Source organism: Caulobacter sp. AVps16 (assembly GCF_058681455.1).
This window is the reverse complement of the sequence record NZ_CM178739.1, coordinates 657,575-676,274: the sequence shown is the minus strand read 5'-3', so window position 1 is coordinate 676,274 and position 18,700 is coordinate 657,575. Positions and strand designations below refer to the sequence as shown.

The 18,700-nt window shown below is 61.6% G+C and carries 20 protein-coding genes, 1 tRNA gene and 2 pseudogenes; 11 read left to right on the top strand and 12 right to left on the bottom strand.

Annotated features, from left to right (window positions below; all coding sequences use genetic code 11):
• Window positions 1–10: 10 nt before the first annotated feature.
• Both hfaA and ACW17U_RS03260 read right to left on the bottom strand, forming a co-directional pair.
• Window positions 11–448, bottom strand: a complete 438-nt coding sequence (gene hfaA, locus ACW17U_RS03265) for a holdfast anchoring protein HfaA (protein WP_492054835.1) — start codon at window positions 446–448, stop codon at window positions 11–13.
• Between the two features lie 93 nt (window positions 449–541).
• Window positions 542–1,147, bottom strand: a complete 606-nt coding sequence (locus ACW17U_RS03260) for a hypothetical protein (protein ID WP_492054834.1) — start codon at window positions 1,145–1,147, stop codon at window positions 542–544.
• 467 nt (window positions 1,148–1,614) lie between these two features.
• Here ACW17U_RS03260 and ACW17U_RS03255 point away from each other — a divergent pair, with 467 nt between their 5' ends.
• Complete coding sequence (locus tag ACW17U_RS03255; protein ID WP_062148273.1) at window positions 1,615–2,064, top strand: MaoC family dehydratase; 450 nt, start codon at window positions 1,615–1,617, stop codon at window positions 2,062–2,064.
• 4 nt (window positions 2,065–2,068) lie between these two features.
• Here ACW17U_RS03255 and ACW17U_RS03250 read toward each other — a convergent pair whose 3' ends face one another.
• From ACW17U_RS03250 to ACW17U_RS03240, 3 genes are all read right to left on the bottom strand, one after another.
• Window positions 2,069–2,854: a helix-turn-helix domain-containing protein gene (locus ACW17U_RS03250; RefSeq protein ID WP_492054833.1), complete on the bottom strand. Its 786-nt coding sequence runs from the start codon at window positions 2,852–2,854 to the stop codon at window positions 2,069–2,071.
• 112 nt (window positions 2,855–2,966) lie between these two features.
• Window positions 2,967–3,149: a CsbD family protein gene (locus ACW17U_RS03245; RefSeq protein WP_492054832.1), complete on the bottom strand. Its 183-nt coding sequence runs from the start codon at window positions 3,147–3,149 to the stop codon at window positions 2,967–2,969.
• Window positions 3,150–3,217: 68 nt separating this feature from the next.
• Window positions 3,218–4,066 (bottom strand): trypsin-like serine peptidase, encoded by an 849-nt coding sequence (locus tag ACW17U_RS03240; RefSeq protein WP_492054831.1) that lies wholly within the window; start codon window positions 4,064–4,066, stop codon window positions 3,218–3,220.
• 140 nt (window positions 4,067–4,206) lie between these two features.
• Between ACW17U_RS03240 and ACW17U_RS03235 the strand changes: the two genes are divergently transcribed.
• Complete coding sequence (locus ACW17U_RS03235) at window positions 4,207–6,384, top strand: S9 family peptidase (RefSeq protein WP_492054830.1); 2,178 nt, start codon at window positions 4,207–4,209, stop codon at window positions 6,382–6,384.
• Window positions 6,381–6,935: a GNAT family N-acetyltransferase gene (locus ACW17U_RS03230; RefSeq protein WP_492054829.1), complete on the top strand. Its 555-nt coding sequence runs from the start codon at window positions 6,381–6,383 to the stop codon at window positions 6,933–6,935. Before ACW17U_RS03235 ends, ACW17U_RS03230 begins: the two co-directional genes overlap by 4 nt.
• A gap of 66 nt (window positions 6,936–7,001) precedes the next feature.
• Here ACW17U_RS03230 and ACW17U_RS03225 read toward each other — a convergent pair whose 3' ends face one another.
• Window positions 7,002–7,442: a Ros/MucR family transcriptional regulator gene (locus tag ACW17U_RS03225; protein ID WP_062148289.1), complete on the bottom strand. Its 441-nt coding sequence runs from the start codon at window positions 7,440–7,442 to the stop codon at window positions 7,002–7,004.
• 678 nt (window positions 7,443–8,120) lie between these two features.
• On the opposite strand from ACW17U_RS03225, the gene ACW17U_RS03220 reads away from it, so the two are divergent.
• From ACW17U_RS03220 to ACW17U_RS03205, 4 genes and pseudogenes are all read left to right on the top strand, one after another.
• Entirely contained in the window at window positions 8,121–8,846 is a 726-nt protein-coding gene (locus ACW17U_RS03220; RefSeq protein ID WP_492054828.1) for a DUF7168 domain-containing protein, read from the top strand.
• Between the two features lie 114 nt (window positions 8,847–8,960).
• Window positions 8,961–9,995: an alpha/beta hydrolase fold domain-containing protein gene (locus ACW17U_RS03215; RefSeq protein WP_492054827.1), complete on the top strand. Its 1,035-nt coding sequence runs from the start codon at window positions 8,961–8,963 to the stop codon at window positions 9,993–9,995.
• 99 nt (window positions 9,996–10,094) lie between these two features.
• Window positions 10,095–10,274: pseudogene (locus ACW17U_RS03210) on the top strand (hypothetical protein); the annotation flags it as partial.
• Between the two features lie 293 nt (window positions 10,275–10,567).
• Window positions 10,568–10,641, top strand: a tRNA-Cys gene (locus ACW17U_RS03205).
• Between the two features lie 398 nt (window positions 10,642–11,039).
• Here ACW17U_RS03205 and ACW17U_RS03200 read toward each other — a convergent pair.
• From ACW17U_RS03200 to ACW17U_RS03180, 5 genes are all read right to left on the bottom strand, one after another.
• Window positions 11,040–11,372, bottom strand: a complete 333-nt coding sequence (locus ACW17U_RS03200) for a DUF3489 domain-containing protein (RefSeq protein ID WP_492054826.1) — start codon at window positions 11,370–11,372, stop codon at window positions 11,040–11,042.
• Window positions 11,373–11,594: 222 nt separating this feature from the next.
• Window positions 11,595–12,083 carry a DUF5681 domain-containing protein gene (locus tag ACW17U_RS03195; protein WP_492054825.1) on the bottom strand — a complete coding sequence of 163 codons (489 nt, stop codon included), beginning with the start codon at window positions 12,081–12,083 and terminating at the stop codon, window positions 11,595–11,597.
• A gap of 4 nt (window positions 12,084–12,087) precedes the next feature.
• Window positions 12,088–13,413: a site-specific DNA-methyltransferase gene (locus ACW17U_RS03190; RefSeq protein ID WP_492054824.1), complete on the bottom strand. Its 1,326-nt coding sequence runs from the start codon at window positions 13,411–13,413 to the stop codon at window positions 12,088–12,090.
• A gap of 89 nt (window positions 13,414–13,502) precedes the next feature.
• The gene (locus ACW17U_RS03185) at window positions 13,503–14,420 is read right to left on the bottom strand and encodes a restriction endonuclease (RefSeq protein WP_492054823.1); all 918 of its coding nucleotides are present in this window, start codon (window positions 14,418–14,420) and stop codon (window positions 13,503–13,505) included.
• A complete protein-coding gene (locus tag ACW17U_RS03180; protein ID WP_492054822.1) occupies window positions 14,421–14,555 on the bottom strand; it encodes a hypothetical protein in 135 nt (44 codons plus the stop codon).
• A 124-nt stretch (window positions 14,556–14,679) separates the two neighbouring features.
• Here ACW17U_RS03180 and ACW17U_RS03175 point away from each other — a divergent pair, with 124 nt between their 5' ends.
• From ACW17U_RS03175 to ACW17U_RS03165, 3 genes and pseudogenes are all read left to right on the top strand, one after another.
• On the top strand, window positions 14,680–14,892 hold the full coding sequence (locus ACW17U_RS03175) for a helix-turn-helix domain-containing protein (RefSeq protein WP_492054821.1): 213 nt from the start codon (window positions 14,680–14,682) through the stop codon (window positions 14,890–14,892).
• 243 nt (window positions 14,893–15,135) lie between these two features.
• Window positions 15,136–16,041 (top strand): tyrosine-type recombinase/integrase, encoded by a 906-nt coding sequence (locus ACW17U_RS03170; protein ID WP_492054820.1) that lies wholly within the window; start codon window positions 15,136–15,138, stop codon window positions 16,039–16,041.
• 291 nt (window positions 16,042–16,332) lie between these two features.
• Window positions 16,333–16,485 (top strand): annotated as a pseudogene (locus ACW17U_RS03165) (NAD(P)H-dependent glycerol-3-phosphate dehydrogenase); the annotation flags it as partial.
• Between the two features lie 99 nt (window positions 16,486–16,584).
• On the opposite strand, the gene ACW17U_RS03160 reads toward ACW17U_RS03165, so the two are convergent.
• On the bottom strand, window positions 16,585–17,940 hold the full coding sequence (locus ACW17U_RS03160; protein WP_492054819.1) for a glycerophosphodiester phosphodiesterase family protein: 1,356 nt from the start codon (window positions 17,938–17,940) through the stop codon (window positions 16,585–16,587).
• A 292-nt stretch (window positions 17,941–18,232) separates the two neighbouring features.
• Between ACW17U_RS03160 and ACW17U_RS03155 the strand changes: the two genes are divergently transcribed.
• Window positions 18,233–18,697, top strand: a complete 465-nt coding sequence (locus tag ACW17U_RS03155) for an adenylyltransferase/cytidyltransferase family protein (RefSeq protein WP_492054818.1) — start codon at window positions 18,233–18,235, stop codon at window positions 18,695–18,697.
• Window positions 18,698–18,700 lie beyond the last annotated feature (3 nt).

Below are 18,700 nucleotides of genomic sequence, written 5' to 3'. Positions count from 1 at the left end.
GACCGAGGCGCTAATGGCCCGAATCCGAGGCTTTCGAGGTCGATCCATTGAGCACGGCGGTGGCCTTCACCGACCCCGTATTGGTCTGGACGCTGTTGAGCACGATGGTGTTGTTCGAGCCCTCGACCGTGACATTGACCAGATTGCCGATGGCGGTCGCGCTGTTGCCAGCACCGCTTTCAAAGAACGCCGCGCCATAGAGGGCAGAACCGGTATTGGTCGTGGTCAGGCTGCCGCCTGTGCCGGACTGGATGATCCCGTCCTTGATGATCCGGTTGCCCTGGCTGTCACGCGTCGATGGATTGAAGCGCTCGGCCTCCATCGCCCGGCCATTGCCATAGCCGGCTTCGAGACTGCCGAGGCCGACGCCGCCCAGGGTCTGGGCCCCGGCATGGCAGGGCGCGACCAGCAGGGTGATGGCGAGTGATGGCTTGAGCATCTTGAACATGGGTCAGGTCCTGGGTCGGGAATGAAGGGTCAGGGGGGCCAGGGGGAGAGGAAAAGGACGCTCGTGAGGCCTCAACGAGCGTCCCTCGTCGCCTTAGAAGCCCTTGACGGACAGGGTGTTGCCGATTGCAGCGGCCGTCGCCGAGACCGAGTCGCTGACATTGCGGATGGTCGTATTGGCGGTGGCGTTGACGGCGGCATAGTTGATCTGGGTCGAGTTGACCTGGCCCAGATCAGTTTCGATGGTGGCCGTGTTGCTGATCGCGGCAGCGGTCGCATTCACTTCGCCGCTGATGTTGTTCAGGGTGGCGTTGAGGACGGCGGTCGGATCGTAGTTGGCGTATTGAACATTGTTCACAACACCGACCCAGTCAGCCTTGACCGAAGCCGTATTGGCGATGGCTGCCGAGGTCACATCGACAGTCTTGCCAACGCCGTTGACAGTAGCGTTCAGTTCGGCCGAAACATCGCCAAAGAAGCGCTGCGTATTGTTGATGGCGTTGGCGGTCGTGCCTTCCAGCGTGACGCTGTTGCCGATACCGGCCGAAGTCAAAGCAACCTTGTCCTGAACATCAGAAACAGTCGCGTTGAGCTTAGCGCGAATGTTGGAGCTGTTGGTCTGTCCGTTGTTGATCGTTTGAGCTTGGGCAGTACCGGCGACCATCAGGGTGGCGACGGCGAATAGCATAGTGCGGTTCATCTGGTTTCTCCATTTTAGCCGACATTCGGCGAATGGAACTTCGCAAGGCGCATGCCACCTTTTGAATGAAACCCCTTCAATGATCCAATCCGATCAGTTTTCAGATCGGTCGATCAAAGTGTAAATTTCCGCTAACCTCGATATATCAGTAAATTCAGGCCACTCATCCCACCGTCACATTTCAGTAGTTCAAAAACGTCCAAACCTTAACGCGATGTTATAGATTAAGTTATTGTTTATGTTAATGGATGTTTACTTCACCCTGGCAGTAAGCGAGACCTTTCAAGGCGTCGTCCAATCCTGGCCCATACTGACTGTGTCCATTTGACACAGGCGCAGCGGCCGAGATCCCATCACCCGACCCGGCCGTAGGCGCGCCGCATGCCTTCGGGGCGACCTTGCCCAAAGGGCCCGACCATGGGATCAATCAAACAACTGTTTACCTACAAGACGTTTGGGAGAACGCCATGAAAGAAGTCGCCTATGGGGATGTCGCCGGCCTGGTCGGTCAGGAGATCGGCGTTTCGGACTGGGTTGAGGTCAGTCAGGAGCGGGTCAACCAGTTTGCCGAGGCCACCGGTGACCACCAGTGGATCCATGTCGATGTCGAGCGCGCCACCCGCGAGATCGGCGGCCCGATCGCTCACGGCTATCTGACCCTGTCGCTGATCCCCCTGCTGGGCGCTGGCATCCTGCGAGTGACCGGCGTGACCCGTGGCATCAACTATGGCTGCGACAAGGTCCGCTTCACGGGCATGGTCCGGGTCGGCAAGCGCGTTCGCATGCGCCAGAAGCTTCTCAGTGTCGAAGCCAAGGCCGGCGGACTGCAGATGAAGAACGAATGCACGATCGAGATCGAGGGCGAAGACCGCCCGGCCTGCGTGGCCGAGACGATCTCGATCATCTACGGCACCTGATAGGCTAGCCAACCGCCACGGACCGCAAAGAGGCGGCCGTGGCGGGATTGGCCGGCAGGAAGGTCTCGATGGTCAATTCCGAGACCGTCACGTCCAGCGCCCCGCTGAAGGTCATGGTCGTAGTGAGAAATGAGAGTTCGCCCAAGGGCGTTTGCAGGCGAAGTGGCACGGCGATCATGCCCTCCCCGCCGCGCGGATAGGTTTCTCCACCCGGATAGGCAGCCAGTTCACGGATCAGGTCCGCCAGACCCGCATCGCCATTGTCTGCCAGTTCACGTCGCAGTCTCGAAAGCGTATGCCCGCGCAACTCCGCCAGATTGGCGATCCGCGGTGCCACACCGTCGGGGTGCAGGCTAAGGCGCAGGACATTCACAGGCGGCTCGAGAAGCCGGGGATCGACACCAGCCATCAGCAGGTTTGCCGAGGCATTACTGGCCAGGATCGTCCAGTGGCGATCAATCACCAGAGCCGGGAAAGGCATGTGAGCGGCCAAGACCGCCTCGACCGCAATCCTGGCCGCATCCAGGCCTGGATCATCCAGTGCGCGCTCGGGAAAGACCGGTGCAAAGCCGGCTGCCAGCAGCAGGGCGTTGCGCTCGCGCAGCGGCACGCCCAGGCCCTCGGCCAAACGCAGCACCATGTCGCGACTGGGCGCAGCCCGGCCGGTCTCCAGAAAGGACAGATGCCGGGTCGAGATTTCAGCCTCACAGGCCAGATCCAGCTGGCTGAGGCGCCGCTTGCGGCGCCAGTCGCGAAGGCGTTCACCAATGGTGAGAACGGTCGTGGTCATGAAGCAAGCTAAGCCGAGCCCGGCCGACGCGCCATTACCTCATGCGTAATGCGCTGGCGCATCGCCGCATGACAAAGACCCCGGAGTCACCTCCGGGGCCCTGACGCCGGCTCTATTTCTTGATCGCCGTGCCGACCGCATCCTGGACCTGGCCGACCTTGTTCTGGACGTCACCCTTGGCCTTCTGGACAAGGCCCTCGGCTTCGAGGCGCTCATTGCCGGTCATCTTGCCGACGGCTTCCTTGGCGGCGCCGACGCCCTTGTCGATCGCGCCTTCGATGCGGTTGCTGCTCATGGCTAGCTCCTGTGGGGGTGGATGTCCCGACAAGAACGGATGGGCCAGATCGAAGGTTCCGAAACAGACTAGCGCGCCTCGCCCAGGGCGATGGCCGAGACCGCCGCCGAAGCGGCCGTCGCGGCCTGGATCTTCGGCCCCACATCGGATGGACCTTCAGTCAGCACCGTCGGCGGTGCCTTGCCCAGCAGGGCGATCGTTTCGCGGATGTATCTGGCGTGGGTGACAATGCCGATCTCGAGCCGCTCACCCGACAGTTCAACCTGCTGGGTCACCAGGCCGGCAATGAATTGGACGTCCTGAACGTCCTTGGCGCCCGGGCGACGCCTCGCGCCCTCGGCCATGAAAACCGGGCCGCCGGAATTGCCCGGAAAGACCGAGAAATCCATCAGGAAGGTCGGATAGGCGGTCACGGGAGCCAGGGGATAGGACGCGACACGTCCCGACCTCAGGATTGGAAACCCCGCCGTATTGGCAGAAAGCCCCCGTGGAAAGCCCAGGACCATCATCTCGTCGCCCGGCCCCAGGGCAAATTTGTCGAAGGTGTCGTCCTGGGCCAACCAGGCCAGGGGAATGGCGGCCTTGGCGAACGCCGGAGGAACCTGGACCACAAGGGCGGCGACATCGCGACCCGCATGCTTGACCCAGAGCGGATGGTCACCGTCGCGGATTTTCAGGGTCTGGGGATCATAGCGCCAGACCCCGTCCTGAGCCTGAACGCGATAGCCGATCCTGACCGAAACCGCAGGCATGCGGTCCAGAACATGGGCCGCCGTGATCAGAATGGTGCGCGGCCGACCGTCGGCGTCGCTGTCGGTTATCAGAAAGCCGGTCCCGACCGTTCGAGAGCCGTCGGCGAGGGGCTGCTCCAGCTGTACCGTCGCCTGGATCAGCTCGACGGACAGGTCGTACACCATCGGTGCCTCTACTCTTTACTCTACACTGCGCGGCGCGCATCAGCCTGCCTCGCCGGTTCAGTTTGACCAGAGCGACCAAGGCCCGCAAGTTGGCGATCTGACGCAGAGGGCGTTTGCGGCCGGGTGGGGAGATCAGCATCATGAATCGACGTCAGATGATGACGAGCGCGGCCGCCGTACTTACGTCGACCCCTGTTTTCAGTCCCGGGATTTCCATGTCCGCACCCAGAACCGCCCGCCCCGCTCCGCCCGTCGCCAAGAAGGAGCCCAAGCGCATTGAACAGCTCGGCCGTGTCCGGACGGACGACTACGCCTGGATGAAGGACGACAACTGGCAGAAGGTCCTGCGCGATCCGTCTCTGATCAAGGCGGACGTCAAGGACCATCTGACGGCCGAGAACGCCTATACCAAGGCCATGCTGGCCTCGACCGAGCCCCTGCAGGCGGCGATGTTCGAGGAGATGAAGGGCCGCATCAAGCAGGACGACGCCTCCGTCCCCGCCCCTGACGGTCCCTGGGAATACTACACCCGCTTCGAGACCGGCGCTCAGCATCCGATCCATGCCCGCAAGCCCCGGGGCGGTGGTGCCGAGCAGGTCCTTCTGGACGAGGAAACCGAGTCCAAGGGCAAGGCCTTCTACCAGGTCGGGGCCGCCAGCCATTCACCCGACCACAGCCTGTACGCCTTCGCGGTGGATGAGCAGGGGTCGGAAGTCTTCCGGATCTACGTCAAGGATCTGGCGACGGGCCAGGTTCTGGACGCCCCCGTCGAAAGCAGCACCGGCGACTTCTGCTTTTCGCCGGATAGCCAATGGCTGTTCTGGACCTTCCGGGACGATAATGGCCGTCCGGCCCGCATACATCGCCGCCCGGCCCGCGGTGGCACCAAGGACGATGTGCTGGTCTATGACGAGCCGGACGAGGGCTTCTTCATCGGCGTCGGCACGGTCTCGTCCGAGAAGTTCATCCTCATCAGCTGCGGCAACCAGGAAACCAGCGAGAATCTGCTGATCCCGGCCAGCGACCCCACGGCCAAGCCCAGGATCGTCGAACCCCGCCAGGTGGGTCTCCGTTATGAGCTGGACCACTGGAACGATCACTTCGTGATCCGCACCAATGCCGATGGTGCCGTCGACTGGAAGCTGGTGACTGCGCCGGAAGCGACACCGGGCAAGACCCATTGGAAAGACTGGATCGCCCATAAGCCAGGGCGGCTGATCGTCGGCATGATCGCCTTCAGCCAGCATTTCGCCCGTCTGGAAAAGGTCGATGCCGTCAACCGGATCGTGATCACGACCAAGGGCGGCGAGGAGCATGTGGTCGACTTCGATGAAGCGGCCTACGCCCTGAGCCTGGAAGGTGGTTACGAGTACGACACGACGACCGTCCGGTTCGTCTATAACTCGATGACCACGCCGCGGCAGTGGTTCGACTATGACATGGCCGGCCGCACCCGCACCCTGCGCAAGACGCAGGAAATCCCGTCGGGTCACGACCCGTCCAAATACGAGACCCGCCGTCTGAACGCCAGGGCCAGCGACGGTGCCGAGGTGCCGATCTTCGTCCTGATGAAGAAGGGAACAAAGCTGGACGGCTCGGCCCCGCTGCTGCTGTACGGTTATGGCAGCTACGGGATCTCGATGGAGGCCAGCTTCTCGATCCGCAACTTCAGCCTGGTGGATCGCGGCTGGATCTGGGCCACGGCCTGCCCGCGGGGCGGGTCCGAAAAGGGCTGGAGCTGGTTCCTGGACGGCAAGAAGGACAAGAAGAAGAACACCTTCACGGATTTCATTGCCTGCGCCGAGCACCTGCATGGTGCCGGCTATGGCAAGCCCGCCAATACGGTCGCCTATGGCGGCTCGGCCGGCGGCCTGCTGATGGGCGCGATCACCAATATGCGCCCCGACCTGTTCGCCGGGATCATCGCGGCGGTGCCGTTCGTCGATGTGGTCAACACCATGAGCGACACCAGCCTGCCGCTCACGCCGCCGGAATGGCCCGAATGGGGCAATCCTCTGGAGGACGCGGCGGCCTATGACTATATCGCCAGCTACAGCCCCTACGACAATGTGACGGCCAAGCCCTATCCGGCGATCCTCGCTACCGGCGGCCTGTCGGATCCGCGGGTCACCTACTGGGAACCGGAAAAATGGGTCGCCAAGCTTCGGCCGGCGACGACGAGCGGCAAGCCGGTCCTGTTGAAGATCAATATGGACGCCGGCCATGGCGGAGCCTCCGGCCGATTTGATTTCCTCAAGGAGATCGCCCTCGACTACGCCTTCGCGGTCTGGGCGGTGGAAAAGGGTTGGGACGCTTGAGCCCGGTTATCGTTCGCCCTTCTACAGACCTGGATATTCCGGCCATCACCGCGATCTATGGCTGGAACGTGCTGAACGGCCTGGGCACCTTCGAGGAAGAGCCTCCGCCACAGGACGAAATCGCCCGGCGTCGCGCGGGCGTGCTGCAGCGAGGCCTGCCCTATCTGGTGGCCGAACAGGACGGCATCGTGCTGGGCTATGCCTATGCCGGCCCCTTCCGGCTGCGCGCGGCCTATCGCTATACGGTCGAGGACAGCATCTATGTGTCACCCGAGGCCGTGGGCCGAGGCATAGGCCGTGCCCTGCTCAAGGCCCTGATCGAGGCCTGTGAGGCCCTGGGCCTGCGCCAGATGTGCGCGGTGATCGGCGATAGCGGCAACACCGCCTCGATCGGCCTGCATGCCGCCCTGGCGTTCGAGAAGAAGGGTATTTTTCCCGACATGGGCCACAAGTTTGGCCGCTGGGTCGATCTGGTCTGGATGCAGCGCCCCCTGAACGGCGGCGGCGAGCGCCAGCCTGATACGCCGGGCCTGTCGCTCAGCGGCGTTTAGCAAAAACCCCATCAAAAAGGGCCGGCGCTCTCGCACCGGCCCTTTTCAAGTCTTAGTTCGTAAAGTCTAGGCCTTGCGGGCGCGCGGAGCCTTGGCCGGGCTCTTGGCCTTGCGCCCCCCCTGGCCGAGGCCCAGGGCCTTGGCCATGGCCGAACGGGCTTCACTATAGGCCGGCGCGGTGGTGGGATAGTCGTTGGGCAGGCCCCACTTGGCCTTGTATTCCGCCACGGTCATGCCGTGCGTAGTCAGGTGACGCTTCAGAGTCTTGTACGGCTTGCCGTCCTCAAAGCTGATCAGGGCGTCTGGCGTAATGCTCTTCCGAATCTGGGCTGCAGTCGCCTTCGTAACGGCCTCGACAACCGGAGCTTCCGGCGAACCAATACCAGCAAGGGCATCGTGCGTTGCGCGAATGAGGGCCGGAAGATCCGATACCGGCGTGCTGTTATTCGCGACATAGTTGGCCACGATTTCCGCGGTCAGTTCGATGAGCGAGGCTTTGTCTTCCACGATTAGGTCTCCAATCAGGCTTTGATTTGGAAATACACCCCTGACGTTGGAATACAAGTAGTCAGGGGATCAATTTGGGTTCGATAACCCGGTTTCATGCCGTCTTTTCTATGTCCAGCGACGCTCTATCGAACGATCGTTCGCAAAATACGAAGTCCACAGGTCGCAGGAGGTCCGCGCCTGGACAGATGTAACAGAGTTCAGTCAAGCGGACCGCCAGGAACTGCAATCCAATTCCCAGCAACGGATTTCGAATTTTGCGCCGAAAAAGCGTTACCGTCCGATCGGCCGGCCAAGGCTTCCGGAGAGTCAGGCGAAGGTGCCGCAGGCGGTTCAAGACGCGATTGGGGTGACGTGGCTGGAGAACCAGAACCCAAACCTAGAATGACGGTACCAAAATCGCGCACTAGGGCTGTGCCCATAAAGGCTTATCCCGGAGTTCCCGCTTTTCGCACCCCAATAAAAACAAGGACTTATCAGGACGCCGTAAAGGGTCGCGCCGCCTAACGCCCCCGCAATCAGCCCGCGCCGGTGAGCTGCAAATGGTCCTATGATGGACCATAGGCCGGGCCTGAAATAGTAGGGGCTCGCATCTTCAGCCCAGTGGCGCGACGGCTCTGATAGAGCTCCAAAGCGGCGCTCAGATGGGCGCCCAGGCGATGAATTCGGGAGCGAGCCTTGAACGAAAAGTCCGACCTCGCCGCCCTCGACCGGCTCAAGATTCGCATCCAGGGCCTGCGGGCCAAGACCACGGAGAACGGCTGCACCGAGAGCGAAGCCCTGTCCGCCGCCGCCAAGGTCGCCGAGCTGCTCGACCGCCACGACCTGTCGCTGACCGATGTCGAAATCCGTGATTCGCCCTGTGAGCGGCGCGAATACGAAACCCATCGCAACAAGCGAATCCCGCTGGATGGCTGTGTCGGAGCCATAGCGAGCTTCTGCGATTGCCGGGTCTGGCGAGAGAAAACCCCGGCCGGCGAGCACCGATTCGTTTTCTTTGGCCTGAGCGCCGATGTCGAAGCCGCGCACTATCTGACCGACCTAGTCGATACAGCCGTCCGCTCTGAGCTGGGCCGCTACAAGACCAGCGCCGACTATCAGAAGTTCCGGCACCAGGACCGACACCTGGTCAATGCCTCCTTCACCCTGGGCATGATCACCTCGATCGCGGCCAAACTGACCGCGATGAAGGCCCAGCGCGACCAGGCCAACAACGGCACGGGTCGTGATCTGGTTGTCCTCAAGGCCTCGGTGGTCGAGGCCGAACTCGACAGGCTCGATCTGAAACTGCGGACCGTGCGTCGCGCAAACCGCACCGTTTCGCCCGACGCCTACGACGCCGGCGGCGCGGCAGGCGCGTCCCTAACCCTCCATCCCACTACCGGAAATCGCGACGTCTCATAGCCGCCGGGCGCGGCTTGCCATTCCCTGGGACGGCGGGCAGGCTGGGGATCTGGGCTAGGCTGTCTCTACCGCGTCGCACTCGTCCCAACCCAAAGCTCAAGACCAGGATCTCCCATGGCCTCCAAGATCGCCGAAGACCCCCGCATTGACCCGCGCATCAAGGCGATCTTCGGTGCCACCGAGTTTGGCATCAGCCCTGGCGACGTCGCCAGCCGTGAGGAACTGCTGGCCCAGGAAACCAGCCCACAGGCCCTGGCCGCTGCGGCCGGCCTGAAGGCCTTTCTCAACATGTGCGACAATGAAACCGTGGCACCGTCGACGGGACTTGTAACGAGGACCGAGCAGGTCGTGTCCATGCCCGACGGCAACCTGATCAATATCCAGTTCATCCGCCCCGATACAGATGAGTGCCTGCCTTGCGTCTACTATATCCATGGCGGCGGCATGGAGCGCCTGTCGTGCTTTGACGGCAATTATCGCGCCTGGGGCCGGATCATCGCGGCCCGTGGGGTGGCGGTGGCCATGGTCGATTTCCGCAACGCGACCCTGCCCTCCTCCGTCAGCGAGGTGGCGCCGTTCCCAGCCGGCCTGAACGATTGCGTTTCGGGGCTGAAATGGGTTCACGCCAATAGCGCGGCCCTGAACATCGACCCTGCCCGGATCATCATCGCCGGAGAGAGCGGCGGCGGCAACCTGACCCTGGCGACGGGCTTGAAGCTCAAGGCCGACGGCGAACTGGGTCTGATCACCGGCCTCTATGCCCTGTGCCCCTATATTGCCGGCAAGTGGCCGCTGGATGAGCACCCGTCCTCGACGGAAAACAACGGCATCCTGCTGCAGCTGCACCACAACCGGGCGGCCATGGCCTATGGCATCGAAGCGTTCGAGGCCCGCAATCCGCTGGCCTGGCCGGGCTTTGCCACCCTTGAAGACCTGCGCGGCTTGCCGCCTGTCGTGATCAGCGTCAATGAGTGCGATCCGCTGCGAGACGAGGGCATCGCCTTCTATCGCCGTCTGATGGCAGCAGGCGTCAGTGCCCGCTGCCGCCAGGTGATGGGCACCATCCACGGCACGGAAATCTTCCCGATCTGCTGCCCGGACATCAGCCGCGATACCGCCAGCGACATCGCCAATTTCTGCGCCGGGTGACGAAGGCAGGCGCTGGCGAGGCGGCCTGGACAACAACCAGGCCGCCGCCGCGCTCGAAGACCCTGAACCGAAGCATGGTTGCGCTCACCGATCAGCAGTCGCCCGCTGATCCTCCACGAATACGCCTTCATGACCTCGGCTCTAGCCCCGATGAACCGGCTGGCCGCTGCCCTGCTTGAGGAAGCCCGAATCTATTTCAACATGCCGGACCCGGGGCCAGCCCCCGACAAACGAACGGCCAGCACTGGCCGGTCTGATGCGGCGCGCAAGGACCAATAGCCGCCCTCGCCGGCTGTGGGGCACACGCGGACTCGTAGCCTAAAAGCTCTCTAATTCAATAGCATGACCGGCAGTGCGACAGGCGCTTGCAAACCGAAGGCTGGGGGTCCGTTACCCGTAAGCGGCCCAAACAACCTGCTGTTGTTTCGTTCATTGTCCATCCGTTCGCAGACCTGGCGGCCATGGGAATTCCGGATCAGTACGCTGAGGGCGCAAGAGACAGTTGCGACTTGAGAACTGCTCCTGTATCCAACGCCCTCTCTTCGCCGACGCCCGATTGCGTTGACCCGGATGGCCCGGTGGCGGAGTGGTGACGCAGCGGATTGCAAATCCGTGCACCCCGGTTCGATTCCGGGCCGGGCCTCCAATTTTTCGCACTGAACCGCGATCTTCCTAGAACCGCCTGCGTGGTCCCATAAATCCGGGATCCAAGTCCTAGCGCCTGTCTTTCGGCGTCGCTGAAAGTCGCGCCGAATTCCCTGCTTAACAGGGAATAACTGGGAAACATCTTGCCCGGGCTCTGCGATAAAACGAAGTCCGCAGCCAATTAGAGCAATTATGCCAATATCTTAGCGGCCATTATTGGCCATGGCCGTCGGGTCTGATCTGCAAAGATCAGGGAAAATTTGACGTGGAAGTGGGAAAATAGGCGCGCCGTCCTCTGGCGCTATGTGGCCCTGGAAGAGCGGGTGCATGCCATGCCGCCGCACCGAGCGGGAAGCGGAGGTCTTCCAGACCCGAGGTTTGGAGCTCGTCAGGATCTGCTTAGACGGGCTCCGCGATCGCCCCGATCCGGTAGCGCCGGCCGGTCTCATCAGCGCTCGATACGACCTTTAGACCCAGACCTTTCTTGACCGAACTCGACAAGGCTCCACGAACGGAATGGGCCTGCCAACCGGTCGCCGCCGTCAGCTCAAGCATGCTTGCGCCCAGTGGTCGCTTCAGGAGGTCCACCACGACCCCGATCTTGCCGCGCGGCGTCGCCGGCTCGGCAGTCGGCGCAGGGCCTGCTGGCGCGCCTGACAGCAGAGCCGGCGCGCCAGGCGGGAGTTTATCCCCGCGACGAACGCGGCGATAACATGTGATCTTGAAGGCCATGAGGCGGCTCCCTGGGCGATCGGACGATCATCGCCCCGCTACCGCAGCGAGCCCGGACAAGCCGGGCAATGGGGTCATCAATCGCCTCGCTATAGCCCTTCGCCAGCCTCCTGGGCGCTTTGGTGCGATCCCCGATGATGCCCCCAAAGACGCTCTGTTCCGAGCGACAGTCGAGCGTAAAAAGAGGGGCGGCGCATCTACGCTGCCCCTCTCATGGGTGTTTCACGTTTCTGATCTATCAGCGCAGCTGGAAACGTCGCCATCATCATCGGTCGGCGACTTCGCCGGGGGCAACAATCCCGCCTTCTTCAACCTAGTGAGATCATCCAGACCTCTCATCAATTTGTTAGCCATTTCTCGTTTCATATCAATCACTTCCTGCGGCTCCAGGGGCACCGGGAACGGCTGAAGTTTTTCATACAGTCGGACGACCTCTTTGACCGCTCTGAGGTCGCCTTCAGCGGCAGTGTTGGAGAGGCGTCGAAACATGACGCGGCTCTTTGTCATTTTGTGGGTCTTTCCGCTGATCTTGACGGGGACCACGGCGTTCATTTCCTCCAGAAACATGTCTCGGATTTGCGTGGACTTGGGCGGCCGGCCCTTGGGGTTGGCCGAGGGTTGCCCCTTCTTGAACTGGCTGTGCCTTGGCGGACGGCCATAGCCGACTTTCTCCGGCGACGAGCCGTCGTGATCATCGTCATCGTTGCTCATCGTTTCAGTCCTCCTCGCTCTGGCGCCTAGCCCTTACGTCTTCGAAGCTCTCGCCGGTCTCCTGCAACACCACCTTGCCGCCGGTGATCGCCTGCCAGCGCATCAGGGCCAGGTCGCAATAGGCCGGATCGATCTCCACGCCCCTGAACAGTCGCTCGGTGCGCTCGGCGGCGATCAGGCTGGTGCCGGACCCCAGGAACCCATCGAAAACGAGGTTGCCGCGGCGGGTGACATCCATGAAAGCGTCGGCCACAAGCCCTACCGGCTTGACCGTGGGATGCAGGGCCAGGTCCTGGCGGCGACTGCCCTTGAAGGTGTTCACCGATGGATAGTCCCAGACATTGGTCCGGTTTCGTCCATGCTTGCCCAGCTGAATGTTGTTCAAGTGCCGGACCGAGCCAACGCGGTAGACCGCCACGAGCTCGTGCTTCGAGCGATAGAGGGCACCCATACCAGCGTTGGACTTGTTCCACACTGCCACATTGAGCCTTTCGCCATAGACCCTGGCTCCGGCGGCGAGCAGCTCGTCCAGGTGATGATGGTCGATACAGACGAAATGGACCGCGCCATCACGCGACAGGGCCACGGCCGCGCCCAGCTTGGCGATCAGGAAGTCGGTAAAGGCCTCAGGCGACAGCTCCCCGGCTGCGCCGGCGATCGGGCGGTGCTTGATCTTGCCGCTGTTGCCGATGCTGTTGGCCGAGAGATTATACGGCACGTCAAGAAAAGCGGCGTCGATCTTGTCGCCGTCCATCAACTTCTCCGTCAGCGCCCCATCCGCGCAGTCGCCGCAGGCGACCCGATGCTCCCGCTCGCCCTGGGCAAGCCAGACATCGCCGTCTCGAGTGACCGGCATGGCCGGAGCCTCCGGGATGACCTCATCGTCGGGATCATCGGCGCCCTCGTCGAGAAGGACGTCGATCTCGCCGATCTCGAACCCGGTCATGATCAGCATGTCGGGCTCGATGGAAATCTCTTCCAGCTCGATCTTGAGCAGGTCCAGATCCCAGCCTGACTTGAGAGCGATCTTGTTGTCGGCCAGGCGCAGAGCGCGCCTTTGTAGATCGCTGAGGCCCTCGACGATGATCACCGGGATTTCGGAGAGCCCCAAGTCCTTGGCGGCCAGATAGCGCCCATGCCCTGCGATGATCTCGCCGTCCGGGGCCACGATCAGCGGGTTGGTGAACCCAAAGCTGGAGATGCTTCGCGCAATCTCGGCGATCTGGCTTTTGGGGTGGGTTCGGGCATTGCCCTTGTAGGGCTTGATCGCGTCTCTCGCCCACAAAGCATAGGCATTTAAGGGGCGATGACCGACATAGCTAACGTCCATACCAAGGTCCTTTCTGGGGAAGAGTCCCCGTTGAAGCGTCCTTGGCAGGCTGCCTTAAGGTAGGCGAAGTGGAGCTTGAGCGCTAGGGATCAGCGCGACTTTTCGATCAACCAGTCCAGCAACCCGGCCCGGATCGCCTGTTCGGCCAGGGCGTCGCCGAGCCAGAGATCAACGTCCGACTGACCCTGCAGACGGCCCGTCGGGCTGTGACAGACGAAGATCATTCGCTGGCAACTACCATCGGCGCGGTACCGGGCGACATAGTCGGCCAGGACCGCCGGGCTGGCCGCCGACTTGACCTGCACGAAGGCCCGCTCGCCGGTCACGGCCTGCTGGACAATGATGTCTGTGTCGGCCTGACTGCTCCCGCCCACTGCCGAGATCCGCCGCCAGCCGCCGGTCGAGAAGATCAGATCGGTCAGCAGCTCGAAGTCTCGCCAGTCGAGGGTCTGGATCAGCGCCCTTGCCGCCTCCACCGACGCCGCGCGCGCCGCCCTCGCCGCGATCACCGCCGGCTCTGGCGCGCCGTTGATCCGGCGCAGCAGATAGTCCTCAGCGCTGATGGCGCAGATCGTCTGCTGATAGGCGGAGACCTTGGTCAGGCGGGTCGAGAGGCTGGTCAGGGCCAAGGCCTCACCGGCCAGATCCAGACTGCTCCAGCCCCCGATCACCGATCGGCTGCGGTGACCGAGATAATCGCCATGCAGCATGGTCACCTGCGGCTCAGCGAAGGCCCACCACAGGCGGCCCTGACCGATGGTCACCCAGAGGCAGTCGGCTCCGAGGGTATAGAAGTCCTGGACCTCGCGGCGGAAGCTCTTGGCCTTGGCCGGACCGGTGCCATTGGCCATGAAGCTGCGTTCAACCTCGGCCCAGTCACCAGCTACCGCCGCCTCATGCGGGGCCTGGCGATAGCCAAGCTTTATGGTGCCCTCGTCGAGGCAGGGCCGGAGCCACGCGCCGCCGGTGCCGAGCTTGATGTAGCGAACGGCTGAGGGGGCGATCATTTAGACGACAGCGCTCAGTCGCGAGACCAGACCGGCTTCCTGGCTGTCCTTCAACAGGTGGGTGAGCACCACTGTCGAGGTCGTGGCGCGCGTGCGAGCTCCCACCAAGGCGAGCCTATGCAGGGTGTGGGACATCTGATTTCCTGAATACTATTCGCCTCGGGGACGCATGACAGCCATGCTCTGGCCGGAAGCGTCAACTGGAAATGAGATGAGTAGGCTGTAGATCGATCGTCTTCGCCGCGTGTCTCTCCTACTCATGGAGATCGTCGCGCAACTGGCGCAAAACGTTCGACGGCTGCGCCTGGCCAAGGGCTGGTCGCAAGAAGAGCTCGCGGCTCAAGCGGGGCTACACCGGACGTTTATCTCTCAGATCGAGCGGATGCTCAAAACCCCGACCATCGAAAGCGTCGACAAGCTCGCCAAGGGGCTGGGCGTGCGTCCCGGGGCGTTGCTCGATCCACCGGAGTAGTCGACTGCGAGTTGGCTTTCCGGGACGGAACGCACTCGACTTCATTCGCAAAGGGAGCGTCAGTCGGTTCGGCTAAGGAGGTCGAACCCAATGATGAATGCAGTCCCGGTCGCCCAATATCGACAGGCGTGGACACTCAGTTTTCACGTTAAGCAAGGGGCGGCGCCGACTTTTGGGATGTCGCCGCAAGAGCGGCATCACGTGTCTTGTTACCCCGGGAAGGCTTCAATACCGGAGCCCAGATTGTCGCCAATTACCCAACCGGCCGAGCCAATGGGACCCGCCACGCTCGGCGACCTGATCGACCTTTATTTGAACTCTCCCGACTTCCTCGGACTGCGTGTTCGGACCCAAGCGGATTACCGAAAGCAGCTGGCCTCGGCTCGCCTTCAGTTTGGCGAGATGGCGCTATGCCGTGTGGACGCACGGAGTTTCACCCGCGACATCTTTGCCTGGCGAGATGAGGCCCGCTCCACGCCTCGGGTCGCTGACTATCGCGTGCAAGTGTTGAAGCTGCTACTGGCCTGGGCGCGCCGCCGGGGCCTCATTGACTACAATCGCGCCGAAAAGATGCGGCAACTCTACCGCTCACGGCGTCGCCTTGTGTCCTGGTCGGCCGATCATATCGCCGCGTTCGAGACCGTGGCACCCGACCATCTGAAGTTCGCCCTGCTCATCGCCTTGGAAACAGGGCAGCGGCAGGCCGATCTGCTGAGCCTGGAATGGTCCGCGATCGAGGACGGCCTTATCCATGTGGTTCAGCAGAAGACGGGCGCCGAGGTGGCTGTCCCGATTTCGCCCGTGCTGACCGGTGCGCTTGATCGGTTACCTGGCGACCGCACGGGGAGAGTGCTGCGCCGGAACAACGGCGAACCCTGGAGCGACGGCCCCAATGGCTTTCGGAGCGCCTGGTTCAGGACCTGCAAGGCGGCGAGCATTCGGGGCGTCACCTTCCATGACCTGCGTGGAACGTTCGTAACCCGTCGTCTGAGTCAGGGGTGGACGGCATTGGAAGTGGCCATGTGTACCGGACACTCGCTCCGGGATCTGGCGATCCTGGACGGATATGCCGACCGCAAGGTGTTGGCCCTGCGCACGGCGGAGCGGCTGGCGGCGCGACTGGACGTCGCTTACGTGACTGCCACATAAAAGATGATGTTCCGCCAGCGCGCCTTCACCTAACCGCCGCCCGTGCCCGCGCCTCCGACGCACGAAGGCAAGCCCAGCCAAGCTGACGGCCGCCGAGAAGGCCGAGCTAAGCGCAAAGCTCGACGCCAGCAATGCCGAGGCTGCTCTACTGAAGGCTCGCCAGGTCGAGGACGAGTCTATCTGTCGATCGCGCTGAAGGCGGCCGAGGCCGCCGACAAGGCCGAGACCGCCGCCCTCGAAAGCGCCGCGAAGATCGAACTTGCCCGCAATCACCAGATACGAGCGTCGCCCTTAGCTTTTGGTGCCTGCACGAGCCTGCAGGAGGCCCTGGCCGGCAAATTGTCCGTAGCCGAAGATGTTGCCTCGGCCCCGGCGGTACGTAAGTTGGCAGAGCGTTTGGGCATTGAGGCCCCGATCTGTCAAGCCATCGCGGCCGTTCTAGCGCGGAGCTGAACGTCAGCGACGTGATCGCAAACTGCTGGCGCGGCCCATAAGATCTGAGACCTAGGGGAGAAGTCATCTCGATCTCCAGTGAAGGCCTAGCTAAAAGCTTATAAGCCAGCCATCATCGGAGGACTGAGGCAACATGATATTTGACATTATTCTATGAACGTCCAGCTCTAGCAAAGCATCTAGCTGCCAGGCTGCCCCTACGGTCCAAGCAGCTACGTCCTGGCCTGCAGCTCGCGCCGCGCCAACCAGTTCTGGACGAGCGATAATTAGCGCGACATCGATTCCTAAGACGATATCTCCGCCTAACTTTGCTGTCAGCGCGAACTCGGTCGTAAGGTCTGTCGGCAGAGTCCAATACAGCTTCATCATCTCGCTTTCCGAGCCAAGCGAGCGAAGAATTGCGAGATCCGTGGTCAAGAATGACTGCCAGGTTGTCCGTTCCTCTAGGGCCGTCCCTTTAATCGGATCGTACATCAATGATATGTCGGACGCGCTTCTTAATCCTTTGATCTCCGGATAGAGGTGCACGTCAGGATGGGCTTTCGCCCATTCAATGACTTCTATCCAAGTCGGGACGACAGCACCGGCCTGTCCATCAACCGTAAAGGACCGGATCTGCGCCAGCGTTAGGTCCTTGATTGCGCCCAAGCCGGACGTCGTACGATCCACGGTGTCGTCATGCATAAGGATGACGTAGCCATCTTTCGTGACCCGCAAGTCGAACTCAATTGATCGGACGCCTTGAGAATAAGCTAGATCGAAGGACTTCAAAGTTGCCTCGACCCCACCTCCCGCAATCCCCCTATGGGAGATCAGCTCAATACGATTCTTGGTTAAATCATTCAAGGATGAGTGGTGGAGCGTGATTGTGTCGCCACTCGCGAAGTCGACGATTGTACTCGTACCAACTTGCCGGACGATATAACTCGAACCTGCGTCCACTTTTAGCCGATCTCCGGCAAGTCGGTTGAAGTCCATGACCGAGTCTGAGCCGTGCCCCGACGAGAACTGAAAGGTATCGGCACCGGCGCCGCCGTACAGGGTGTCCGACCCGACGTCACCGAAGATCAAATCGTTTCCGTCGCCGCCCAAGACGACATCATTTCCCTGCCCGCCGCGGATAAGATCGTCGCCGTCACCACCATCGACCGTGTCGTTGCCAAGGTTCCCGTAGACAATGTCATGGCCGGAATCGCCGAATAGCTTGTCCGCGCCCTGTCCGCCAACGACCCAGTCGTCTCCGAAGCCGCCATAGGCCGTATCGTCGCCCTTGTTGCCGTTAATATCGTCGAAGCCATTGCCGCCGTTTATCAGGTCGTTACCGTCGCCGCCTCGCAGGTAGTCCCCACCGCCGAGACCCTCGATTGTGTCATCTCCTCCGGCACCGTCGATCGTCTCGCCAGCAATAGTTCCTACCAAGTGGTCGTTCGCGTTCGTACCAATCATTAAAAAGCCCCCACCCCCGACATCACCCTAACCATAGAAAGAGCCGCAGCAAAATCACCTCAAGGCGGTGCTGTGCAATTGTGACACAGGCTCGGCCGAAGACCCGCCTAGTGGCTCCTCGAAACACTTGAGCGTCCGTAGCGGTGGGTTGCGGCGCAGACCGCACGCCCAATGTGACCCAGGAGACGCAATAAGGTCTTGAGTAGATAGATCTGCACAATTCACGCTTTCGAAACGGCCGAGTAGATTATACACGATCGATACATACATCGATGCAACACGGATAGAGATAATGACCCGCGTGGTTTTGACGTACGGTACTTTTGATCTTTTCCACGTCGGCCATCTCAATCTTTTGAAAAGGCTGAGAGCCCTCGGTGATAGATTGATCGTCGGGGTATCGACCGACGAATTCAACGCTAGCAAAGGCAAACGCACCATCGTACCGTTCAAAGATCGGCTGGAGATCGTCCGGAACATCAAAGTCGTTGATCTTGCGATCCCTGAAACGTCATGGGATCAAAAGGTCATCGACATCAAAAACCACAACGTAGATGTTTTCGGAATGGGTAGTGACTGGGAAAGTAAATTCGACTTTCTCAAGGAACATTGCGAGGTTGTTTATCTGCCACGAACCGAGGCCATTTCGAGTACGGACCTAAAAAAACTATTGCGCGTTCTGGACCAAACTCACGTTACGGACCTAAAGATGGCCTTGGACCTAATTTCAACGATCGTTTCAACCTTCGATAGCTGAGCA